We start from the raw sequence: 19368 nt of genomic DNA on the forward strand, positions 1-19368 counted from the left end.
ATATTGACAGAATGCCTGGACATTCAAGAGGTTCATGACATTTCGGCAATGCCCATAATCATCCCGCCCCTCCATCCTGCAGGTCGATGCCGCCAATTATAACGCCTTCCTCCAGGAACAGAGCCTCGGCATCCACTACAATACCGGCAACGGCATCCTCGAACATCTCCAACAAGGAAGTGTTCCAACATGCCGATGGTTTCGTTTCCATCCCGCAGGGGCCGGGCCTCGGCATCGAGGTCGACGAGGCCAATGTGATCGAACGCGCCAAGGAGGGCCATCGCTGGCGCAACCCGGTCTGGCGCCATGCCGACGGCAGCTTCGCCGAGTGGTAAGAGTGGAAGGGTCGCGCAAGCGGCCCTTTTTCGTTCGTGGTGTCGGAAATAGGGCCTCTCGTCCGTCATAATGGAAGCTCAAGAGGAGGTTTCACATGGCCAGAGCAATCGCAATCATCGCCGCCCGCATCATCTTCAGTTTCATTTTCTTCATGGCAGCCGGCTTCAAGTTCGCTGATATCGGCGCCACGGCGGGCTATATCGCTGCCGCCGGCTTCCCGATGGGGACCTTGCTCACCTGGGTCGCAGCCTTTTTCGAGATCGCCTTGGCCCTTGCCTTCATATCAGGCGCCTTCTTCACCGAGGCGAGCCTGCTCGCCGGCATCTACGTGATCTTCCTCGCCTTCGCCTTCCACGGACCATCCCGTTGGCAGCAGAACCAGGCCGAGTTCGGCTTCTTCGTCGATCATTTCACCTTCCTCGCCGGTCTGCTCTTTGCCGCCGTTCACGGGCCGGAGAAATGGGCGTTGAGGCACAGCCTCGTCAAATAGTGCATCGGTCCGATACCGTTCCGGAACCAAGAGCCGCCGCGATCATTGTTCTCCACCGCTCGGCAAAGAGGAGCCCGCTCATGGAGTTGCAGGGAAAGATCGCGTTGGTGACCGGGGCAGGATCCGGCATCGGCAAGGCGACCGCATTGAAGCTCGCCGCCGAAGGCGCTAGGGTCGCTGTGCTCAGCCGCACGGAAAGCGAGGTGACCGAGACCTGCCGGGAAATTGCCAACGCCGGCGGCCAGTCGATCGCGTTGACCGCCGACACCAGCGACGAGGCCCAGATGCGTGCGGCGATCGGCAGGCTGACCGATGCCTTCGGCGGCATCGACATCGTCATCGCCAATGCCGGCATCAACGGCGTCTGGGCGCCGATCGACGATCTGAAACCGGACGAATGGGACCAGACGATTTCCGTGAACCTGCGCGGCACCTATATGACGCTCTATCTGACCGTGCCCCATCTCAAGAGGAACGGTGGCTCCATCGTCGTCGTGTCCTCGATCAACGGCACGCGCACCTTCACCACGCCGGGCGCGACGGCCTATACCGCCACCAAGGCCGCGCAGGTTGCCATGGTCCAGCAACTCGCACTGGAGCTGGGAAAACATCACATCCGCATCAATGCCGTCTGCCCCGGCGCGATCGAGACCGGCATTGCCGCTAATACCAGCATGCGGCATCGCGAAGAAACCGAGGTGCCCGTCATCTGGCCGGAGGGCGAAATCCCGATCACCAACGGCAAGAAGGGCGCAAGCGAGGATGTCGCCGAAGCGATCCTCTTCCTCGCGTCGGACCGCGCCCGTCATATCACCGGCACACCCATTTGGATCGATGGCGGGCAGAGCCTGCTGCGATAGAGCAAGCCTGAAGTCAGTTGTTCAGCCGGGCGCCGTCGAGCGTATAGAGCTCCTGCGCGCGTTGCACGCCGCGCAGCGCATAGCGTCCGACGCAGGCGAGCGCCGCGCGCTGATCCTCCGGTATCGCCGCGGCAAAATCGGAGGAGATCAGCAGGTTGAGATCGACCGAACGGCACATCGAGGCGATGCGGCTGACCTCGTTGACGGCAGGGCCGATGACGGTAAAGTCCAGCCGGTCCTGGCTGCCGATATTGCCATAGAAGACATCACCGATATGCAGGCCGATATAGACATCCGTCGTCGGCCGGCCTTCAGCCTCGCGTTCGCCGTTCAGCCTGGCGAGCTTTTCCCGCAGAAGCGATTCAGCGGCAAGTGCTGCGCGGCAGGTCTCTGCCGGCAGCTCGCCCTTGAAGATGGCAAGAACACCGTCGCCGATCAGCTTCAGCACATTGCCGCCGGCCTCGTGGATCGCCGAGATCGCCACCTCGCTGTAATCGTTGAGCAGCGGGATGATTTCCTCCGGCGGCACGCGATCGGAAATCTTGGTGTAGTTCAAGAGATCGGAAAACCAGAGTGCCGCCGAAATCCGCTCCGATTTGCCGCGGCTGATCTTGCCTTCCATCACCTGGCGCGCCGCATCCTCGCCGAGATAGACCTCCGCGATGGTCCGGGCGATGCGCCCGAGCGCGATGCATTTGATCGCCAGCCCCAGCACCGGCACAAGCTTGCGCAGGATGGCGAGGTCGTGATCGGAAAAGCCTTGCGGATGCTTGGTTGCGAAATGCGAGAAGAAGCAATCCATCTCACCGATCGTGCCGGCTTCGCTGAAACGATGCATCATCGCGATGAAATCCGTGTGGCCGGCCTCGGCGATCTTGTCGAGCATGGTGAAATCGATCGGATCTCCGAAGCCCAGGCGTCGGCGAACCTCCCGCTCGTTGCCCGACCAAAGATGGTAGAAGGCCGAGCGCTGCCAGCTCGCAGCCGCTTCGCCCGAGCTCGTCGGACCATACTCGAATTCGGTTTCGATCTCCTCAACACTGTCCCAGCGGAAGGCGCGGCCCTCATGCACGGGGTGCAGTGTGTCCATCAATGCCATGCCGCGGTCGAGCGGCAGCCCGGCATCCCGACAGGCTTTACAAAAGCCGGTCATGAGCTCCACTTCCGAGGCACCCTTCAGTCCCTGCTCCGTAACCCAGGCCGCAATCGTGCTGACGTCGCTGTAATCCATGCCGCTCACCTTCACTCCTCTTTAAGCTGTAGCGCGAATTCGGCTTGGAAGGAAATCCAATCGGCTCAATCACCCGCGAGTGTATTATAGGGCGTGACGATTTCGATGGATGAAAGCGAGACGGGAATCGCCCGCCCCGATGCCTGTGCCCGGCTCATGATCGCCCTGAAGGCCGAACGTGTACCGCATCGCTGAACCGCTGCGGCGTCTCCACGACGATATCGATCGCCAGCGTGCGCCCGCTGCCCATCAGTCCTGCCTGCTGCTTCTCCAGTTCCGCGATTGCCGCCTTCACCCGCATTTCCGTCTGCCGGCGTACACCCGGCCTGCCGTTCAGAACCCGGTCGACGGTTGCGGTGCTGAGCCCCGCCTGAAAGGCAATATCCTTAACGAGAAAGAGATGCGCCATCGGCTCCGCTTGATGGTTTTTTGATGGATTAGTGATCTATATCACCTCGCAGCCCGGGGTATAGTGCCCTCCATCGGAACCAGGGAGGAGCAGCGATGAAAACCGATAACCCGCAGAAAATGCGTGCCGACCGCATCTGGCTCAGCGAAGACGCCTGCGATCTCGACGATTTTCGCCGGCTTGCGGAGAAGACGACCGACGTTGCCGAATATCCCACAGCATCGGCGGTCGAAAAAAACATCCTGATCTATGACAGCCGCAAGGTGACGGCAGCGGCCGGAACGTCAGAAGACCGGCGCGCCTTGCTGGCGGAAATCTGCGAAGCCTTCGGCGAAGGTCCCGGCGTCATTGTGTTCAAGCGCGCTTACGAAGACACCGGCATTATCGACCGCGCCAGCACGATCTTTGACGCCATCATCGAGGAACAACACCGCACCGCAACCGGCGGCGGCGATCACTTCGCCAAGCCCGGCGCCAACGACCGCATCTGGAATTCGCTGGAAAAACACTGCCTCGCCGATCCGGCGAATTTTGCCGCATATTACGGCAACGCCATTATCGCTTTGGCAAGCGAAGCCTGGCTGGGTCCGAGCTACCAGATGACGGCGCAGGTCAATCGCGTCAATCCGGGCGGTGCGGCGCAGTCGGCCCATCGCGACTACCATCTCGGCTTTCAGTCGTCTGAGATAATCGAGCGGTTTCCGGCGCATGTGCACCGGCTGTCGCCGGTGCTGACGCTGCAGGGCGCGGTCGCTCACTGTGACATGCCGCTCGTAAGCGGCCCGACGCTCTTTTTGCCGCACAGCCAGACTTATTTGCCGGGCTATCTCGCGCTGAAGCGGCAGGAGTTCCGGGACTATTTTGAGACCAACCATGTCCAGCTGCCACTGGAAAAGGGCGACGTCGTCTTCTTCAACCCCGCCCTCTTCCACGCGGCCGGCACCAACCGTTCGGCCGATATCAAGCGTGTCGCCAACCTCCTGCAGGTTTCCTCCGCCTTCGGTCGGGCCATGGAAACCGTCAACCGCGAGAGGATGAGCGCCACGCTCTTCCCCGCCCTGAAGACGTTGCAGGGCAAGCTCTCGCCCGACGAAATCGCCAATGCCGTCGCCGCCTGCGCCGAAGGCTACTCCTTTCCGACCAATCTGGACCGCGACCCGCCAGTCGGCGGGCTGGCGCCGAAGACGCAGGCGCAGTTGATGCATGAGGCATTGCGCGAGGGCTGGAGCGATGAGGCCTTCACGACAGCACTTGCCGAGCAGGCGCGGAAGAAACTGAGCTAGGGAACCTGGAGCCCGCTCATTCGCCAATCGGCACCGACATAAGAGACTCCCGCACCCACGGGAAGCCGTTCGTACATCATCACCAAAGAGGAACCACATGAGCACGAACCACAGCCGCCTCGACGGCAAGATCGCCATCGTCACCGGCGGCACGCAGGGATTGGGCGCAACCATCGCCCGTGTCTTCGCCGAACGCGGTGCGGAGGGCATCGTCATCTGCGGCCGCAACGAAACCAAGGGCCAGGCGAAGGCTGCGGAGATTTCGACCGCGACCGGCAAAGCGGTCGTTTACGTCAAGGCCGACCTTGCCAATGTCGAGGACGCGAGCAATGTGGTGCGCATCTGCGACGAGACCTTCGGCCGTGTCGACGCCCTGGTCAATGCCGCCGCCATCACCGATCGCGGCACCATCCTCGACACCAGCCCGGAACTCTTCGACACCATGTTTGCCGTCAATGTGCGCGCGCCGTTTTTCCTGATGCAGGAGGCGGTGAAGGTCATGCGGCGCGAAAAGATCGAGGGCACGATCGTCAATATCGGCTCGATGTCGGCCAAGGCAGGCCAGCCGTTCATCGCCGCCTATTGCGCCTCCAAGGGCGCATTGGAAACGCTGACGAAGAACACCGCCTACGCGTTGCTGCGCAACCGCATCCGCGTCAATGGCCTCAATATCGGGTGGATGGCCTCCGAAGGCGAGGACCGCATTCAGCGCGAATATCACGGGGCACCTGCCGATTGGCTGGAGAAAGCAGCCGCCAGCCAGCCCTTCGGCCGTCTCGTCGATCCGCATGAGGTGGCTCGTGCCTGCGCCTATCTGTCATCGGCCGAATCCGGCCTGATGACTGGCTCGGTGATCTGCTTCGACCAGTCGATCTGGGGCGCTTATGACGGCTCACCGCATCCGGTCGCCGCCCTTTGAGAAAACCGCAGCCCGGCAATTCCATAAGCCGGGCTCTGGCACCTCCGGGCTTTTGTCGATAGGAAGGAACGGCAGCATTCAGGGAGGAACCAGCGTGGCCGACAATCCGCTTTATGACATCCGCGATGAGCGTTTCGGCGCTCTGGTCATCGGCAGCGCCGCCCTCGAGGAACTCTATTCCGGCTGCCGCTGGGCGGAAGGTCCGGTCTGGTTTTCCGATCTGAACTGCCTTCTCTGGAGCGATATCCCGAACGAACGCATGATGCGCTGGACTCCGGACGGAACGGTCTCGGTCTTTCGCTCACCGTCAAACTATGTGAACGGCAATACCCGCGACAGGCAGGGCCGGCTGATCTCCTGCGAACATGGCGGCCGGCGGGTCACCCGCACCGAACTGGACGGCAGCATCACTGTTCTCGCCGACAGCTACAAGGGCAAACGGCTGAACTCGCCGAACGACGTCGTCGTTCATTCAGATGACGGGATCTGGTTCTCCGATCCGACCTACGGCATTCTCTCGGATTACGAGGGTCATAAGGCCGAACCTGAGCAGCCGAGCCGCAACGTCTACCGCATAGACCCGGCAAGCGGCGCGATAGAGGCAGTCGTGGAGGATTTCATCCAGCCGAACGGCCTTGCCTTTTCGCCAGACGAGACGAAGCTCTACATTGCCGATTCCGGCTCGGCAAAACATGAAGTGCCGCGCCATATAAGAGTTTTCGACGTCGTTGACGGCAGGAAGCTCGAAAACAGCCGCTATTTCTGCAGCCTCGACGCCGGCAATCCCGACGGCTTTCGCTTCGATGTCGGCGGCAATCTGTGGACGAGTGCGTCCGATGGCGTGCACTGCTTTGCGCCTGACGGCACACTGCTCGGCAAGATCCTGGTGCCGCAGACGGTGTCCAATCTCACCTTCGGCGGTCCGAAGAAGAACCGTCTTTTTATCACCGCGACGCGCTCGGTCTATTCGATCTATACCAAGACGAACGGCGCACAATATCCGTAAGGATGGAGCGCGCCGTCGAACTGCTCGGGTGGCGTTTAGCCTTCACCGCGGGCGGCCGTGCAGCGGCTCGGCCCGGTGCCAGTTCTCCAGGATCCGGCCGTCGGTGTGTTTCTGCTGCGCCCAGCGAATGCCGTTCGAGATCACCTTGTGAACGGTCTTGGCGTGATAGATCGGATAAGTCTCGTGGCCGGGGCTGAAGAAGAAGATGCGTCCGCGGCCACGCTGGAACGTGCATCCGCTGCGGAATACCTCGCCGCCCGAATACCAGGAGATGAACACCAGTTCGTCCGGCTGAGGGATGTCGAAGGGTTCGCCGTACATTTCCGAGGCATTGACCTCGAAATAGGGCGGCAGCCCCTCGGCGATCGGATGCGACGGGTTGACCACCCAGACGCGTTCCAGATCGCCGTCCGGCGTCTCGCGCCAGGAGAGGTTCGCATTGGTGCCCATCAGCCGGCGGAAGAGCTTCGAATGGTGGCCGGAATGCAGCACCAGCAGGCCCATGCCCTTCAGCACACGCTGCTGCACACGATCGATCAGCCCGTCGCTGACCTCCTCATGCGCCATATGGCCCCACCAGAGCAGCACGTCGGTATCGTTGAGCACGCTGTCCGGCAAGCCCTCGTCGGGATCGTCAAGCGTGCCACGGCGGATTTCGAAATCCGGATGGGCAATGCCGGCGGCAATCGCGCCGTCGATGCGATCCGGATAGATATCCTGGACCTCCTTGTGAAGCTGCTCGTGGCGTCCTTCGTTCCAGATCGTAACCTTGATCGTCATGTCATTCCTCGATGTTTCAGGCTTTGGCCGGACGGACGACCCGACCAGCGGAATCAAACAGATGGCAGGCCGCGCGCTCGGCAGTGAGCGAGACACGGTCGCCAGGGCGGATCGTCATGTCGCCCTCGGCCCGCACGACGATTGGCTGCTGCTGCGAACCAACAGTCAGATAGGTTTCCACACCAAGCCGCTCGACGATGACGACCTCGGCGGAAAAATCGCCCTGCCCATTTGACGCGAGTTTCAGGTGTTCGGGCCGGATGCCGAGCTTTGCTTCACCCTGGGGCACAGAACCGTTCGCATCCGAGAGATCGATCGCGAGTCCGAGAGGGCTTTCCAGATGCACCTTGCCAGTATCCCGGCGCGTCGCCGTCATCGGCAGCACATTCATCTTCGGCGAACCGATGAAGGTCGCCACGAACTCATTATCCGGCTGATGATAAAGCGCCATCGGCGCGCCCTGTTGGGCGACGACACCCTTGTTCAGCACGACGATACGGTCGGCCATCGTCATCGCCTCCACCTGATCGTGGGTGACGTAGACGACGGTCGCCTTCAGCTCGCGGTGCAAGCGCTGCAGCTCGCCGCGCATCTGTACCCTGAGCGCCGAATCGAGGTTCGACAGCGGCTCGTCGAACAGGATCAGCGACGGCTTCTTGATGATGGCGCGGCCGATCGCCACGCGCTGGCGCTGGCCGCCGGAAAGGGCAGCTGGGCGGCGGTCGAGATAGTCGGTGAGCTGCAGGATCTCAGCCACCCCTTCCACCTGCCGGCGTATCTCGGCCTCCGGGACCTTCTTCAAGCTGAGGGAGAAACCGATGTTTTCGGCAACGGTCATATGCGGATAGAGCGCATAGGACTGGAACACCATGGCGATGCCGCGCTTGTCAGGGGGCACATCGTTGATGCGCTTGCCATTGAGGACGAGGTCGCCCTCGTCGATGCCTTCGAGGCCGGCGATCATGCGCAGGAGCGTCGACTTTCCGCATCCGGACGGACCGACGAAAACGGCGAATTCCCTGTCTTCCACGGTGATGTCGACACCCTTGATGACCTCGAGCGCGCCGTAGAATTTGCGAACGTTTCTGAGATTGATCATCGGTTTCTCTTTCTGATCTCAGCCCTTCACACCGCCCGACAACGTCTGGACGAGGAAGCGCCGCGCAAAGCCGAAGGCGACGACGGCAGGCAGCAGGTAGATGAAGGCGAGCGCCGTCAGCAGGCCGTAGTCGATCTCATTGATGCGCAGGAAGGCGCGGAAGAGACCGAGCGGCAGCGTCTGCAGTTCCGGGGACGACAGGAAGATAAGCGGTAGCAGGAAATCGCCCCAGGCCGACATGAAGGCGAAGAGCCCTGCGGCCGCCAATCCCGGCAGCGCCAGCGGGATCAGCACCCGGCGGATGCGCTGAACGAGCGTCGCCCCGTCCATCAGCGCCGCCTCTTCGTAATCCCTGGGCAGCCCGTCGAAGAAGGTCTTCATGATCCAGAGCGCCAGCGGCAATTGCATTGTTGCCAGCACCAGGATCAGCCCGAGATAGCCGTCGATGAAGCCGGTCCAGCGCATGATGTCGCGGGCATAGCTGCCGAAGACCGGCCGCAGCACCGCCGCTTCTGCATTGTTCAGCGTCAGCAGGAACTTGTAGAGCGGCACGACGAGCGCCGTCGGCGGCAGCACGCGGATGAGCAGGATCGCGTAGAGGAAAGGCAGCTTCCACCAGGCCCTGGTGCGCGACAGCGCATAACCTCCGAGCCCCGAAAGCACCATGACGAGCAAAGTGGCGCTGCCGACCACGAAGAGCGAGTTGAACAGCCACTTGGCGCCGTCCTCCTTGCTGAACACTCTCACATAATTGGCCAAGGTCCACTGCTCCGGCCAATGGAGAAAAAGCTGCGCATTGCCGTCGAACGAGGCGAGCAGCACCCAGAAGAACGGTACGGCGCAGAAGATCGAGATCAGCGACAAGGTCGCATAGGCAATGAGATCGGAACGACCCTTGTTTGCGCTCTCGCTCGGGGAAACGACGGCCATCTCAGACCTCCACCTTCATGGCCCGGACATAGGCAATGCCGAGGATCAGCGAGATCACCAGCGCGACGACGGCGACCGCGGCCCCATATCCCAGCTGGAACGCCGTGAAGGACTGGTTGTAGATATAGATGCTGACGACCTCGGTTGCCCCGCCAGGTCCGCCGCGCGTCAGCGCATAGACGAGACCGAAGACGGCGATGGTGGAGACGGCCGATATCAGCATGTAGAGCAGGATCGTCGGCATCATCAGCGGCAGGGTGATGCGGCGGAACATCTGCGAAGGTGTCGCCCCGTCCATGCGGGCCGCCTCGTATATCTCGGCCGGAATGGTGCTGAGGCCGGCCGTCAGCAGGATCATCGCCGTGGCGATGCCGCGCCAGGTATTGACGATGATGATCATCGACAGCGGAAAGACCTGCAGCCAGTCGGCTGGAGTGACGCCGAAGAAGCTGACGATGCGGCTGAGGGTGGCATTCTCGCCGCCCGCCAGCATCGAAATCCACATGAAGCCGGCGACGACTTCCGGAGCGGCGTTCGGCAGCAGGATGATCGACGAGAAGAGCCTGCGGAAGCGGATCGGCCGACGCAGCGCCATGGCCGAGATCAGGCCGAGCACGAATTGGCCGATGACGGCCGACCCGATGACGAAGACGAAGGTGACGAACAGCGCGTTCCAGAACTTCGCGTCGTTGAAGAGCCGGGTATAGTTCCTGAAGCCGACGAAACGCGGTCGAAGTGCCGCCGCGCCGGTCAGCGCCTCGTTGGTGAAACTCAGATAGACGGAATAGATGGCCGGATAGATGACGAAGGCCAGAAGCAGCACGAGCGAAGGCAGCAGGATCAGCAGCCATTGCCGCTCGGCGCGTTTTTCATGAGAGTTTCGGGCCATGGAAGCTCACAACTGAACGAATGAACCCCGAACGCGGCGATGGACGCCGCGCTCCGGGAGAAGGCAGAGACGAGCCTTTACTTGACCATGTCGTCGCCGAGCGTTTCCTTGACGTAGTCGGCAAGGATCTTCTGGGCGCCGGCGGCGTCGGTTTCCTTGCGCAGCAGCGCTTCGGTGGCGCGCGCGACACCTTCCGCCACCGTGCCGAAGCCGGAAGCCTGCTTCAGGAACACGCCGTTCTCGGCCGCCGCATGGATCGGAACCAGTTCCGTCAGCTTCTGGAAGTCGGCATTCTTCGCAGCGTCCTTGCTGGCCGGAATGTTGCCGATGCGGGCGGCATAGGACACCTGCGTTTCGATGGAGCCGATCTCCATCAGCGCCTTGATCGCAAGCTCGGTGTTGGCCGATTTGGCATTGACGGCCCACGGCGCAGCAAGGTTGGCGAGCACGTACTGGCCGCTGTTCTGGCCGGGAACCGTCCATGTGCCGACCACCTTCGTTACCTCGGGAATGGGATTCTTGCTTTCGCGGCCCCAGTCGAAAATGTAGCACCATGAGCCGCAGGTGGTGGCGGCAAGCTTACCTTCCGGGAACATCTGGTATTTCGGCACGACCCAGGGCTCGGGTCCGAGCAGCGGCTGGGTCGGCATCAGATCCTTGTCGATCAGTTCCTTATAGACGCCAAACACATCCTTGATACCCTCACCATTGAGATCGAGCTTGCCATCGGCATCGACGAGCTGCGGCGTCTTTGAGCCGACGAGCAGGTGCTGGAAGCCCTCGTCGAAGGCGCCGCTTCCCCAGGAAACGCCCGCCGGGAAGAGCAGGCCGTAGGCGCCAGTCTTCTGCTTGATTTCAGCCGCCCGATCGAGAAGCTCGCGCCAGGTCTTTGGCTGTTCGGTGGAGATGCCGGCCTTTTCGAGAACGTCCTTGCGGTAATAGATTTCCTGGATGCCGAGCATGAAGGGCATCACATAGGTTTCGCCATCCGGGCTGATGGCAAGCGCCTTGGCGACGTCATAGAGATTGGCGTAGCCGTCCCAGGCCTTGAACTCCTTGGTAACGGGCGCGAGATAGCCGGCCTCCACCATGTCGGCGACAGCGGCCGTCGTGGGAATGGAGAACAGGTCGGGCGCATTGCCGGCGCCGAGCTCAGTCAGCAGCTTCGTCAGGTAATCCTTGTCGGGGGCCGGATATTCGACGACCTCAACGGTGACCCCGTATTTCTTCTCGATCCGCTCGACCGTCGACTTCATCGCGTCGATGCCGGCCTGACCGTGATTTGCAATGCGGATTATTTCAGCCTGCGCCAGCGTCGAAACCGCGCTCAGCAGAATGGCGCACAGGCCACCAAGAACCGTTTTCTTCAACGGAAGTCCTCCCCTTTTTAGAGACGCGGCGCCCTCCAGCACCGGCCGCACGAAATGTACACGCATTCCAGTTGCTGACAAGATGGATTTTGAAGAGATTCGAGTCGCAATGTTAAATTATTGATTTAACGTAGATATGTGTGGCTTGCTTCAATCGAAAAGTTTGTGTAATCGTGTGCACAACATCTGCAGGGAGGAATTTTTCATGTCTGGGAAATTGCGCCTCGGCGTCATCGGCGCCGGGTTGAAGGCTGCGGAATATGCCGCGAGTTGGGCACGGATGCCGGAGATCGAATTCACAGCACTGGCAGACACGACCGCCGCCGCGCGCCGGCGCCTGATCGACGTCTGCCTCGCGGGTGGCGCGTACGAACCGAAGGAGTTCGAGGACTATCGCGAGATGCTCGCCGAAATGAAAAGTAAGCTCGACATCGTGTACATCTCCACCCCGCACGCTTTCCATTCCGAGCAGGCGACCGCCGTCGCCGAGGCGGGCATCGACCTCTTCCTCGAGAAGCCGATGGTAACGACCGTCGCCGAGGCCGAGCGGCTGATCGCCGCGCAGAAAAAAAGCGGTGTCACCATCGTCACCGCCTTCCAGGGCGGGCTGTCGCCGCTGGTGCTCGATACCCGCCGGCGGGCGCTGGCCGGTGAGTTCGGCGAGCTAATCGCCATATCGGGCATGATCTGGGAAAGCTGGTCTTCCAATTACGACGGCCATTGGAAGCAGCAGCCGGAGATATCAGGCGGCGGCTTCATGTTCGATACCGGCGCCCACATGATGAACACCGTGTGCCTGCTCGCCAATTCCGACTTCGACAGTGTTTCGGCCTATATGAACAATCACGGCAAACAGGTCGACATATCAACCGCCGTCTCCGCCCGGCTGAAGAACGGAGCACTGGCGACGCTGACAGCCGCCGGCGAAGGCCCGCCCGGCTGCGCCTCCTACATTACCTTCTTCTATTCGAAGGCGATCGTGCGCATCGACGCCTGGGGTGGCTGGCGCGAAATCAGCACCGGCCGCACCGCCGAGCCGCGCGAGGAGGCCGAAATTCTCGGCAATCCCATGAAGAATTTCCTCGCCATTCGCGAAGGGAAGATGGAAAACTCCGGCTCCGTTGAAATGGGCCTCAGATTCGCTAGGCTGTGGGATGCAATCAAGGAATCGGCAGCGGCCGGCGGCGCCTCCGTCAGGATCGCCGCCTGACAGGCGAAGATGAGTGGAATGAACAAGCGGCGGATAACCTCGAAAGAGCTGGCGAAACTTGCCGGCGTCTCCTCCGCCACCATATCCCGTGCCTTCTCGCCGGATTCGCGCATCGGCCGCGCAACGCGCGACCGCATTCTCGCCGTTGCCCGTGAATATGGCTACCAGCCGAATGCTATCGCCCGATCGCTGAACAATCAGCGATCGCGTCTCGTCGCCCTCGTCGTCAACGCCATCGGCAACCCCTGCGAGGCCGAGGAGCAGCAGCTTCTTGTCCACCGCCTGCAGGCGCGGCAGCTGCTGCCGATCATCCTCTGCTGTGCGGATCATTCCGACCGACTGCAACTGATGCGGCTAGCCTCCACCTATCAGGTGGATCACGTCGTCATCTTTTCCGACATGGTTTCGATGCAGGATGCCGTTGATATTTTCCACACGACCAAGCCGATCATCGTCTCCTTCGAGCCGCTCGAAACCGAAAGCGTCTCCTCGATCCGCATCGACGGCTCCAAGGCCGCCGACGAGATCATCGACAAGATCGCCCGGGACGGCAAGAAGCGCTTCGCCTATCTCTCCGGCACCAATTCGAGCTGGATCGACAAGCTGAGGCGCGGATGGTTCGCCGAAGCGCTCGCCAAACGCGGCCTTGCCTTCGAAGCACAGGCCTTCGGCGATTATTCCTATGATTCCGGCTTCAAGGAAGCTGTGCTCCTGCTGCACCGAGACAAGATCGATGCCATCATCTGCGGCAACGACGTCATGGCGATCGGCGCACGCGATGCCGCGCGCCGCGTGCTTGGCAAAAACACGCCGGAGGATATCGCCATCGTCGGCCAGGATGGCATCGCCATGGCCGCCTGGGATTGCAATGACCTCACGACGCTGAGCCTTGACCACACCGCTTTCATTGATGCGGTGGTCGAACTGATCGAACGCCACGACGCCGGCATCGAAGGCCCGCACAGTATCACGCTCACCTGCACCCCCCGCTGGGGCTCGACTGCCTGATGCATGCCATCAGAACGTATGAGGCGGTTCCGGATGACGGAATCACCGAAAAAAGCTAAAGCGCATCGCATGAATAGATTCGACGCGAAGCGCCTGACGGCTCGCGCCCTATTGCATTAAGGAGGAATATCCGATGACCCGATTCTCACGCGCGGAAGGGCGCCGCACCGCTTCTGATGCCATGACCGGGAGAGCCTGATATGCGTTCCGTCGTCTCCTTCAACGAAGGCTGGGGTTTCCATGAAGGCTTCGGCCAGCGTCTGCTCGAAAGCTTCGACGCCGCCAAGCCGGTCAGCCTGCCGCACACCGCCGTCGAACTGCCCTTTAACTATTTCGATGAAAAGAGCTATCAGCGCGCCTTCACCTATCAGAAGGTTCTCCGTTGGCTGCCGGAATTCGAGGGCCGCGAGGTTTCGCTGATCTTCGACGCCGCGATGGCCGATAGCGTCGTCTATCTGAACGGCGAGGAGATCATCGCCCACAAGGACGGCTACACTCCCTTCACGGCCCGCCTCACCGGCAAGCTCCTCAAGGGCGAAAACCTCGTGACCGTCAAGATCGACGGCAGCGAGAACCCGGCCATTCCGCCCTTCGGTGGCCGCATCGATTATTTGACCTATGCCGGCATCTACCGCGACGTTTGGCTGAAAGTCACCGACCCGGTTTCAATCGGCAATCTCAAGATCGAAACATCAGATGTTCTTGCCCCGGAGAAGTCGGCAACCATCCGCGTCGATATCGCCAACCCCGAGCGCCGCAGCTTTTCGGCGACCGTTACCGCCACGCTGAGGCAAGCCGATGGCACGGCGATCGCCACCGCGGCGACCGAAACGATCGGCGACCGCGCGACGCTTTCCTTCGGAGGCCTGACGGGCATCACCCTCTGGGACATCACCAACCCCACACTCTACGAAGTCAACGTGGAGCTTAGGACCGAGCACGGCTCCGACCGTCTCTCCACCCGCTTCGGCTTCCGTACCGCCGAATTCGCACCTGAAGGTTTTCTGCTCAACGGCAAACCGCTGAAGCTGCGCGGCCTCAACCGCCATCAGGCCTTCCCCTATGTCGGTTACGCCGCCGGCCGCTCCGCCCAGGAGCGCGACGCCGACATCATGAAGACGGTGCTGAAATGCAATATCGTGCGCACCTCGCACTATCCGCAGTCGAAATGGTTCCTCGACCGCTGCGACGCGATCGGTCTGCTCGTCTTCGAGGAAATCCCCGGCTGGCAGCATATCGGCGATGCCGACTGGCAGAAGGAATCGATCGAGAATGTCCGCCGCATGATCGAGCGCGACTGGAACCATCCGTCGATCATCATCTGGGGCGTGCGCATCAACGAGTCGCAGGATAGCCACGACTTCTACGTCGAGACCAACCGTCTGGCCCGTGAGCTCGACAGCACCCGCCAGACCGGCGGCGTGCGTTATCTCACAGAGAGCGAGTTGCTCGAAGACGTCTACACGATGAACGACTTCATCCTCGGCAACGAGGAACTGCCGGGCTCCAACCGTCCGCGCACCGCGCTCCGCACCCAGCAGGAAAATACCGGCCTGTCGCAGAAGGTGCCGTACCTCATCACCGAGTTCAACGGCCACATGCACCCGACGAAGATCTACGATCAGGAACAGCGGCAGGCCGAGCATGTTCGCCGCCACCTGGAAGTACTGAATGCCGCCTATGGCGATCCCGACATTTCGGGCGCCATCGGCTGGTGCGTGTTCGATTACAACACCCACAAGGATTTCGGCTCCGGCGACCGCATCTGCTATCACGGCGTCATGGACATGTTTCGTGAGCCGAAATTCGCGGCCTATGCTTATATCAGCCAGTGCGACCCTTCCGAGGAAATCGTCATGAAGCCCGTGACCTTCTGGGCGCGCGGCGAGCGCAATATCGGCGGCGTCCTGCCGCTGATCATCCTGACCAATTGCGACGAGGTGGAACTGCAATATGGCGGGCTCAGCAAACGCATCGGTCCGGATCGCGAGAACTACCCGCATCTGCCGCATCCGCCCGTCGTGCTCGACCACCGGCATTTCACTGCCGATGAGCTCGGCACCTGGGGGCTCGAATGGATCGACGGAACCTTTACCGGTTATATCGGCGGCGAGCCGGTGGCGAGCCTGAAGCTGGCCGCCGACCCTTTGCCGACAACGCTTGAGATCGTTGCCGACAGCCAGACGCTGAAGGCCCGCGAACGCGACAGCACCCGTGTCATCATCCGCGCCCTCGACCAGTGCGGCCAGCGCCTGCCCTTCATGAACGACAGCATTTCGCTGAAGGTGCATGGCCCGGCAAAGATCGTCGGCCCGATCAATGTGCCCCTGCAGGGCGGCACATCGGGCTTCTGGCTGGAGGCGACCGGGCTGGTGGGAGAGATTACCGTCGAAGCGGTCTCCTCACGTTTCGCGCCGGTGACCCTCAGCGTGACAGCGGTGGCCTGACGGACATCACGCGATCCGGGCCTGTGTTTCCGGATCGAAGAACACGGCCTTGTCGAGGTTGAAGGCGAGGCGCGTGTGCTGGCCTGGAGCGATGCCGGCATCGGCGCGCAGGCGGGCGACGACCTCCTTGCCACCGAGCTTGGTGACGGCGAAGGTGTCGGAGCCGGCCGGTTCGACGACCTCGATCAGGCAGTCGCCTTCGGTCAGCGAGCGGGCATTGCGGTCGGCGCCGTCGGGGTCGGTCAGCGCCTCGGGGCGGATGCCGAAGATCACCTGCCGGCCGGCATAGGAGGAAAGGCCGTTGGCGCCTGTCGTGACGGGCAGCGTCAGCGGCGCGGCATTCGGCCGCTCGAGCGAGACGGCAAGACCGCCGGCGCCGTTTTCGACCGATGCCTTGACCAGGTTCATCGCCGGCGAACCCATGAAGTCGGCGACGAACATGTTGGCGGGATTGTTGTAGATCTCGGCCGGCGTGCCGAACTGCTGGACGATGCCGTCCTTCATCACGGCGATGCGGGTGGCGAGCGTCATTGCCTCGATCTGGTCGTGGGTGACGTAGACGATGGTCTTGCCGGTCGCCTGGTGCAGCCTTTTGATCTCGATGCGCATGTCGACGCGGAGTTTCGCGTCGAGATTGGAGAGCGGCTCGTCGAACAGGAAGAGCTTGGGATCGCGCACCAGCGCCCGTCCCATGGCGACGCGCTGGCGCTGGCCGCCCGACAGCTGGCTCGGCTTGCGGTCAAGCAGATGGCCGATCTGCAGCACCTTGGCGACCTTGTCGATCGCCTGCTTGCGCTCCTCCGGCGGCACGCCGCGCATCTCCATGCCGAAGGCGATGTTGCCCGCCACCGTCATGTTCGGATAGAGCGCATAGGACTGGAACACCATGGCGATGTCGCGCTTGGAGGGATGCAGGCCGTTGACGGCGCGCCCGTCGATGCGGATATCGCCTGACGTGATCGTCTCCAGCCCGGCAATGGTGTTGAGCAGGGTCGACTTGCCGCAGCCGGACGGGCCGACCAGCACGAGAAAGCCGCCCTTTTCGAGTTCGAGATCGATACCCTTGAGGATGTCGACGGCGCCGAAGCGCTTTCTGAGGCCGGAGATTTCCAGGAAAGCCATGGGTTACCCTTTGACTGCGCCCGCCATCAGGCCACGCACGAAGTAGCGGCCGGCGAGGATATAGACGATGAGCGTCGGAACGGCGGCGATCATCGCCGCCGCCATGTTGACATTGTATTCGACCACCCCGGTCGAGGTGTTGACGACATTGTTGAGCGCCACCGTCATCGGCATGGAGTCACCGGTGCCGGCATAGGCGGAAGCAAACAGGAAGTCGTTCCAGATGTTGGTGAACTGGTAGATGACCGTGACAACGATGATCGGCAGCGAGTTCGGCAGCATGATGCGGCGGAAGATCTGGAAGAAGCTGGCACCATCGACCTGGGCAGCCTTGACCAGCTCGCTCGGAAAGGCCTCGTAGAAATTGCGGAAGAACAGCGTCGTGAAGCCGAGGCCATAGACGACGTGGACGAAGACCAGATTGACCGTCGAATTGCCGAAGCCGAAGTTCCAGCCGGTGGCGTTCTGCAGCGTCATGCCGAAGCGGCCGAGCGAACCGAGGATGGTGGCCATCGGCAGCAGCACCGACTGGAACGGGATGAAGCAGGCAAACAGCATCAGCCCGAACACCAGCGTATGGCCGGGAAAGCGCCACTTGGTCAGGACATAGCCGTTGAGCGCGCCGAAGAAGGTGGAGATCGCCACGGCCGGCACCACCATCTTGATCGAGTTCCAGAAGTAGCCCTTGATGCCGGCGCAGGTCAGCCCGACGCAGGCTTCGCCCCAGGCCTTGACCCAGGGATCGAAGGTCGGCGACTGCGGCAGCGCCAGCATGTTGCCGCCCTGGATCTCGTCCATCGTCTTGAACGAGGTGGTCAGCATGACGAAGAGCGGCATCAGGTAGAGGATGGCGAAGATCACCAGCAGGCCGTAGATGACGAGGCGGCCGATCCAGCGGGTGTTGCTGTTGCTATGCGACCCTTCGACCGTCGGAGAGGTGATCGCACTCATCGGGCCTTCTCCTTCAGTTCGGAATAGAGATAGGGCACGATGATCGCCGAGATCGTCATCAGCATGATGATGGCGCTGGCCGAGCCGACGGCCATCTCGTTGCGCTTGAAGGTGTATTCATACATGAAGTTGGACGGCAGCCAGGCCGAGCCGCCAGGCCCGCCCGAGGTCAGCGCCACCACCAGGTCGTAGGACTTGATCGCCATATGGGCGAGCACGATGAAGGCCGACAGGAAGATCGGCCGCAGCAGCGGGATGACGATGCGGCGGTAGAGCTGCAAGGGCGAGGCGCCGTCGATCTGAGCCGCCTTCATGATCTCGCCGTCGATGCCGCGCAGACCGGCCAAAAACATCGCCATGACGAAGCCGGACGCCTGCCAGACGCCGGCGATGACGACGGTGTAGATGACGAAGTCCTTGTTCTTGATCCAGTCGAAGTGGAAGCTCGTCCAGCCGAAGTGGTGCAGCGTCTGTTCGAGCCCGAGGCCGGGATCGAGGAACCACTTCCAGGCGACCCCGGTGACGATGAAGGACAGCGCCATCGGATAGAGGAAGATCGGCCGCAGCAACCCCTCGCCGCGGATCTTCTGGTCGAGCAGGATGGCGAGCAGCAGGCCGAGTGCTAAACAGATGCCGACATAGAGGAAGCCGAAGATCGCCATGTTGGTGATCGAGGTGTACCAGGAGGACGGCGGGTCGCTTTCGAAGGTCCAGCGCCACAGCCGCTGATAGGCGCGCGCCCCGGTCAGCTGATAGGAGGGGAAGGTCTTGGAATTGGTGAACGACAGATAGGCCGTCCATACGATGAAGCCGTAGACGAAGATCAGCGTGATGACGAAGCTCGGCGCCAGCACGATCTTCGGCAGCGCATCCTGCAGCCGGCTTCGAAGCGAGATCCCGCTCGCCTGCCCCGGCGTCAGAACCGGATCGGTGGTGGCAACTGTGCTCATGATATCATCTCCCTTCCCGCAGGATCGGCCTTGCCGATCCGTCTCCGCCTGCTCGTCGCGGAGTCTGACGCTTCCCCG

At 61.8% G+C, this 19368-nt stretch carries 17 protein-coding genes and 2 pseudogenes; 9 read left to right on the top strand and 10 right to left on the bottom strand.

Annotation, left to right across the window (positions count from 1 at the left end; all coding sequences use genetic code 11):
* Window positions 1-76: 76 nt before the first annotated feature.
* The 3 genes and pseudogenes from J0663_RS06430 to J0663_RS06440 form a co-directional block, all read left to right on the top strand.
* Window positions 77-335, top strand: a pseudogene (locus J0663_RS06430) (enolase C-terminal domain-like protein); the annotation flags it as partial.
* Window positions 336-430: 95 nt separating this feature from the next.
* Window positions 431-826: a DoxX family protein gene (locus J0663_RS06435; protein WP_207243627.1), complete on the top strand. Its 396-nt coding sequence runs from the start codon at window positions 431-433 to the stop codon at window positions 824-826.
* 80 nt (window positions 827-906) lie between these two features.
* A complete protein-coding gene (locus tag J0663_RS06440; protein WP_207243628.1) occupies window positions 907-1686 on the top strand; it encodes an SDR family oxidoreductase in 780 nt (259 codons plus the stop codon).
* A gap of 13 nt (window positions 1687-1699) precedes the next feature.
* Here J0663_RS06440 and J0663_RS06445 read toward each other — a convergent pair whose 3' ends face one another.
* The gene (locus J0663_RS06445; protein WP_207243629.1) at window positions 1700-2917 is read right to left on the bottom strand and encodes an adenylate/guanylate cyclase domain-containing protein; all 1218 of its coding nucleotides are present in this window, start codon (window positions 2915-2917) and stop codon (window positions 1700-1702) included.
* Between the two features lie 181 nt (window positions 2918-3098).
* Window positions 3099-3326: pseudogene (locus tag J0663_RS06450) on the bottom strand (helix-turn-helix domain-containing protein); the annotation flags it as partial.
* A 95-nt stretch (window positions 3327-3421) separates the two neighbouring features.
* On the opposite strand from J0663_RS06450, the gene J0663_RS06455 reads away from it, so the two are divergent.
* The 3 genes from J0663_RS06455 (at window position 3422) to J0663_RS06465 (ending at window position 6534) form a co-directional block, all read left to right on the top strand.
* On the top strand, window positions 3422-4609 hold the full coding sequence (locus tag J0663_RS06455) for a phytanoyl-CoA dioxygenase family protein (RefSeq protein WP_207243630.1): 1188 nt from the start codon (window positions 3422-3424) through the stop codon (window positions 4607-4609).
* A 97-nt stretch (window positions 4610-4706) separates the two neighbouring features.
* On the top strand, window positions 4707-5528 hold the full coding sequence (locus J0663_RS06460; protein WP_207243631.1) for an SDR family oxidoreductase: 822 nt from the start codon (window positions 4707-4709) through the stop codon (window positions 5526-5528).
* Window positions 5529-5622: 94 nt separating this feature from the next.
* Window positions 5623-6534 carry an SMP-30/gluconolactonase/LRE family protein gene (locus J0663_RS06465; RefSeq protein ID WP_207243632.1) on the top strand — a complete coding sequence of 304 codons (912 nt, stop codon included), beginning with the start codon at window positions 5623-5625 and terminating at the stop codon, window positions 6532-6534.
* Between the two features lie 42 nt (window positions 6535-6576).
* On the opposite strand, the gene J0663_RS06470 is transcribed toward J0663_RS06465, so the two are convergent.
* The 5 genes from J0663_RS06470 to J0663_RS06490 all read right to left on the bottom strand — a co-directional run bounded on the left by J0663_RS06470 (window position 6577) and on the right by J0663_RS06490 (window position 11602).
* Window positions 6577-7314, bottom strand: coding sequence for a ThuA domain-containing protein (locus J0663_RS06470; protein WP_207243633.1), 738 nt, complete (start codon window positions 7312-7314; stop codon window positions 6577-6579).
* A 16-nt stretch (window positions 7315-7330) separates the two neighbouring features.
* Complete coding sequence (locus J0663_RS06475; RefSeq protein ID WP_207243634.1) at window positions 7331-8413, bottom strand: ABC transporter ATP-binding protein; 1083 nt, start codon at window positions 8411-8413, stop codon at window positions 7331-7333.
* 18 nt (window positions 8414-8431) lie between these two features.
* A complete protein-coding gene (locus J0663_RS06480) occupies window positions 8432-9343 on the bottom strand; it encodes a carbohydrate ABC transporter permease (protein ID WP_207243635.1) in 912 nt (303 codons plus the stop codon).
* Between the two features lies 1 nt (window position 9344).
* Window positions 9345-10232: a carbohydrate ABC transporter permease gene (locus tag J0663_RS06485; protein WP_207243636.1), complete on the bottom strand. Its 888-nt coding sequence runs from the start codon at window positions 10230-10232 to the stop codon at window positions 9345-9347.
* Window positions 10233-10309: 77 nt separating this feature from the next.
* Window positions 10310-11602 carry an ABC transporter substrate-binding protein gene (locus J0663_RS06490; protein ID WP_207243637.1) on the bottom strand — a complete coding sequence of 431 codons (1293 nt, stop codon included), beginning with the start codon at window positions 11600-11602 and terminating at the stop codon, window positions 10310-10312.
* A 205-nt stretch (window positions 11603-11807) separates the two neighbouring features.
* Here J0663_RS06490 and J0663_RS06495 point away from each other — a divergent pair, with 205 nt between their 5' ends.
* The 3 genes from J0663_RS06495 to J0663_RS06505 all read left to right on the top strand — a co-directional run bounded on the left by J0663_RS06495 (window position 11808) and on the right by J0663_RS06505 (window position 16267).
* Window positions 11808-12812 (top strand): Gfo/Idh/MocA family protein, encoded by a 1005-nt coding sequence (locus tag J0663_RS06495; protein WP_207243638.1) that lies wholly within the window; start codon window positions 11808-11810, stop codon window positions 12810-12812.
* A gap of 9 nt (window positions 12813-12821) precedes the next feature.
* Window positions 12822-13820, top strand: coding sequence for a LacI family DNA-binding transcriptional regulator (locus tag J0663_RS06500; RefSeq protein WP_207243639.1), 999 nt, complete (start codon window positions 12822-12824; stop codon window positions 13818-13820).
* Between the two features lie 200 nt (window positions 13821-14020).
* Complete coding sequence (locus J0663_RS06505) at window positions 14021-16267, top strand: glycoside hydrolase family 2 protein (RefSeq protein ID WP_207243640.1); 2247 nt, start codon at window positions 14021-14023, stop codon at window positions 16265-16267.
* A 6-nt stretch (window positions 16268-16273) separates the two neighbouring features.
* Here J0663_RS06505 and J0663_RS06510 read toward each other — a convergent pair whose 3' ends face one another.
* The 3 genes from J0663_RS06510 to J0663_RS06520 are packed head-to-tail and all read right to left on the bottom strand — an operon-like array spanning window position 16274 to window position 19290.
* Window positions 16274-17389: an ABC transporter ATP-binding protein gene (locus tag J0663_RS06510; RefSeq protein WP_207243641.1), complete on the bottom strand. Its 1116-nt coding sequence runs from the start codon at window positions 17387-17389 to the stop codon at window positions 16274-16276.
* Between the two features lie 3 nt (window positions 17390-17392).
* Window positions 17393-18340, bottom strand: coding sequence for a carbohydrate ABC transporter permease (locus J0663_RS06515; protein WP_207243642.1), 948 nt, complete (start codon window positions 18338-18340; stop codon window positions 17393-17395).
* Window positions 18337-19290, bottom strand: coding sequence for a carbohydrate ABC transporter permease (locus J0663_RS06520; RefSeq protein WP_207241667.1), 954 nt, complete (start codon window positions 19288-19290; stop codon window positions 18337-18339). Before J0663_RS06520 ends, J0663_RS06515 begins: the two co-directional genes overlap by 4 nt.
* Between the last annotated feature and the right edge of the window lie 78 nt (window positions 19291-19368).

It is taken from the genome of Rhizobium lentis (assembly GCF_017352135.1).
In the GTDB taxonomy this organism is placed as follows: Bacteria; Pseudomonadota; Alphaproteobacteria; order Rhizobiales; family Rhizobiaceae; genus Rhizobium; species Rhizobium lentis.

Bases quoted from the DNA above. Each gene is read 5' to 3' on its own strand.
- J0663_RS06435 (WP_207243627.1), top strand. From the start codon at position 431: ATGGCCAGAGCAATCGCAATCATCGCCGCCCGCATCATCTTCAGTTTC.
- J0663_RS06440 (WP_207243628.1), top strand. From the start codon at position 907: ATGGAGTTGCAGGGAAAGATCGCGTTGGTGACCGGGGCAGGATCCGGC.
- J0663_RS06445 (WP_207243629.1), bottom strand. From the start codon at position 2,917: ATGGATTACAGCGACGTCAGCACGATTGCGGCCTGGGTTACGGAGCAG.
- J0663_RS06455 (WP_207243630.1), top strand. From the start codon at position 3,422: ATGAAAACCGATAACCCGCAGAAAATGCGTGCCGACCGCATCTGGCTC.
- J0663_RS06460 (WP_207243631.1), top strand. From the start codon at position 4,707: ATGAGCACGAACCACAGCCGCCTCGACGGCAAGATCGCCATCGTCACC.
- J0663_RS06470 (WP_207243633.1), bottom strand. From the start codon at position 7,314: ATGACGATCAAGGTTACGATCTGGAACGAAGGACGCCACGAGCAGCTT.
- J0663_RS06475 (WP_207243634.1), bottom strand. From the start codon at position 8,413: ATGATCAATCTCAGAAACGTTCGCAAATTCTACGGCGCGCTCGAGGTC.
- J0663_RS06480 (WP_207243635.1), bottom strand. From the start codon at position 9,343: ATGGCCGTCGTTTCCCCGAGCGAGAGCGCAAACAAGGGTCGTTCCGAT.
- J0663_RS06485 (WP_207243636.1), bottom strand. From the start codon at position 10,232: ATGGCCCGAAACTCTCATGAAAAACGCGCCGAGCGGCAATGGCTGCTG.
- J0663_RS06495 (WP_207243638.1), top strand. From the start codon at position 11,808: ATGTCTGGGAAATTGCGCCTCGGCGTCATCGGCGCCGGGTTGAAGGCT.
- J0663_RS06500 (WP_207243639.1), top strand. From the start codon at position 12,822: ATGAGTGGAATGAACAAGCGGCGGATAACCTCGAAAGAGCTGGCGAAA.
- J0663_RS06505 (WP_207243640.1), top strand. From the start codon at position 14,021: ATGCGTTCCGTCGTCTCCTTCAACGAAGGCTGGGGTTTCCATGAAGGC.
- J0663_RS06510 (WP_207243641.1), bottom strand. From the start codon at position 17,389: ATGGCTTTCCTGGAAATCTCCGGCCTCAGAAAGCGCTTCGGCGCCGTC.
- J0663_RS06515 (WP_207243642.1), bottom strand. From the start codon at position 18,340: ATGAGTGCGATCACCTCTCCGACGGTCGAAGGGTCGCATAGCAACAGC.
- J0663_RS06520 (WP_207241667.1), bottom strand. From the start codon at position 19,290: ATGAGCACAGTTGCCACCACCGATCCGGTTCTGACGCCGGGGCAGGCG.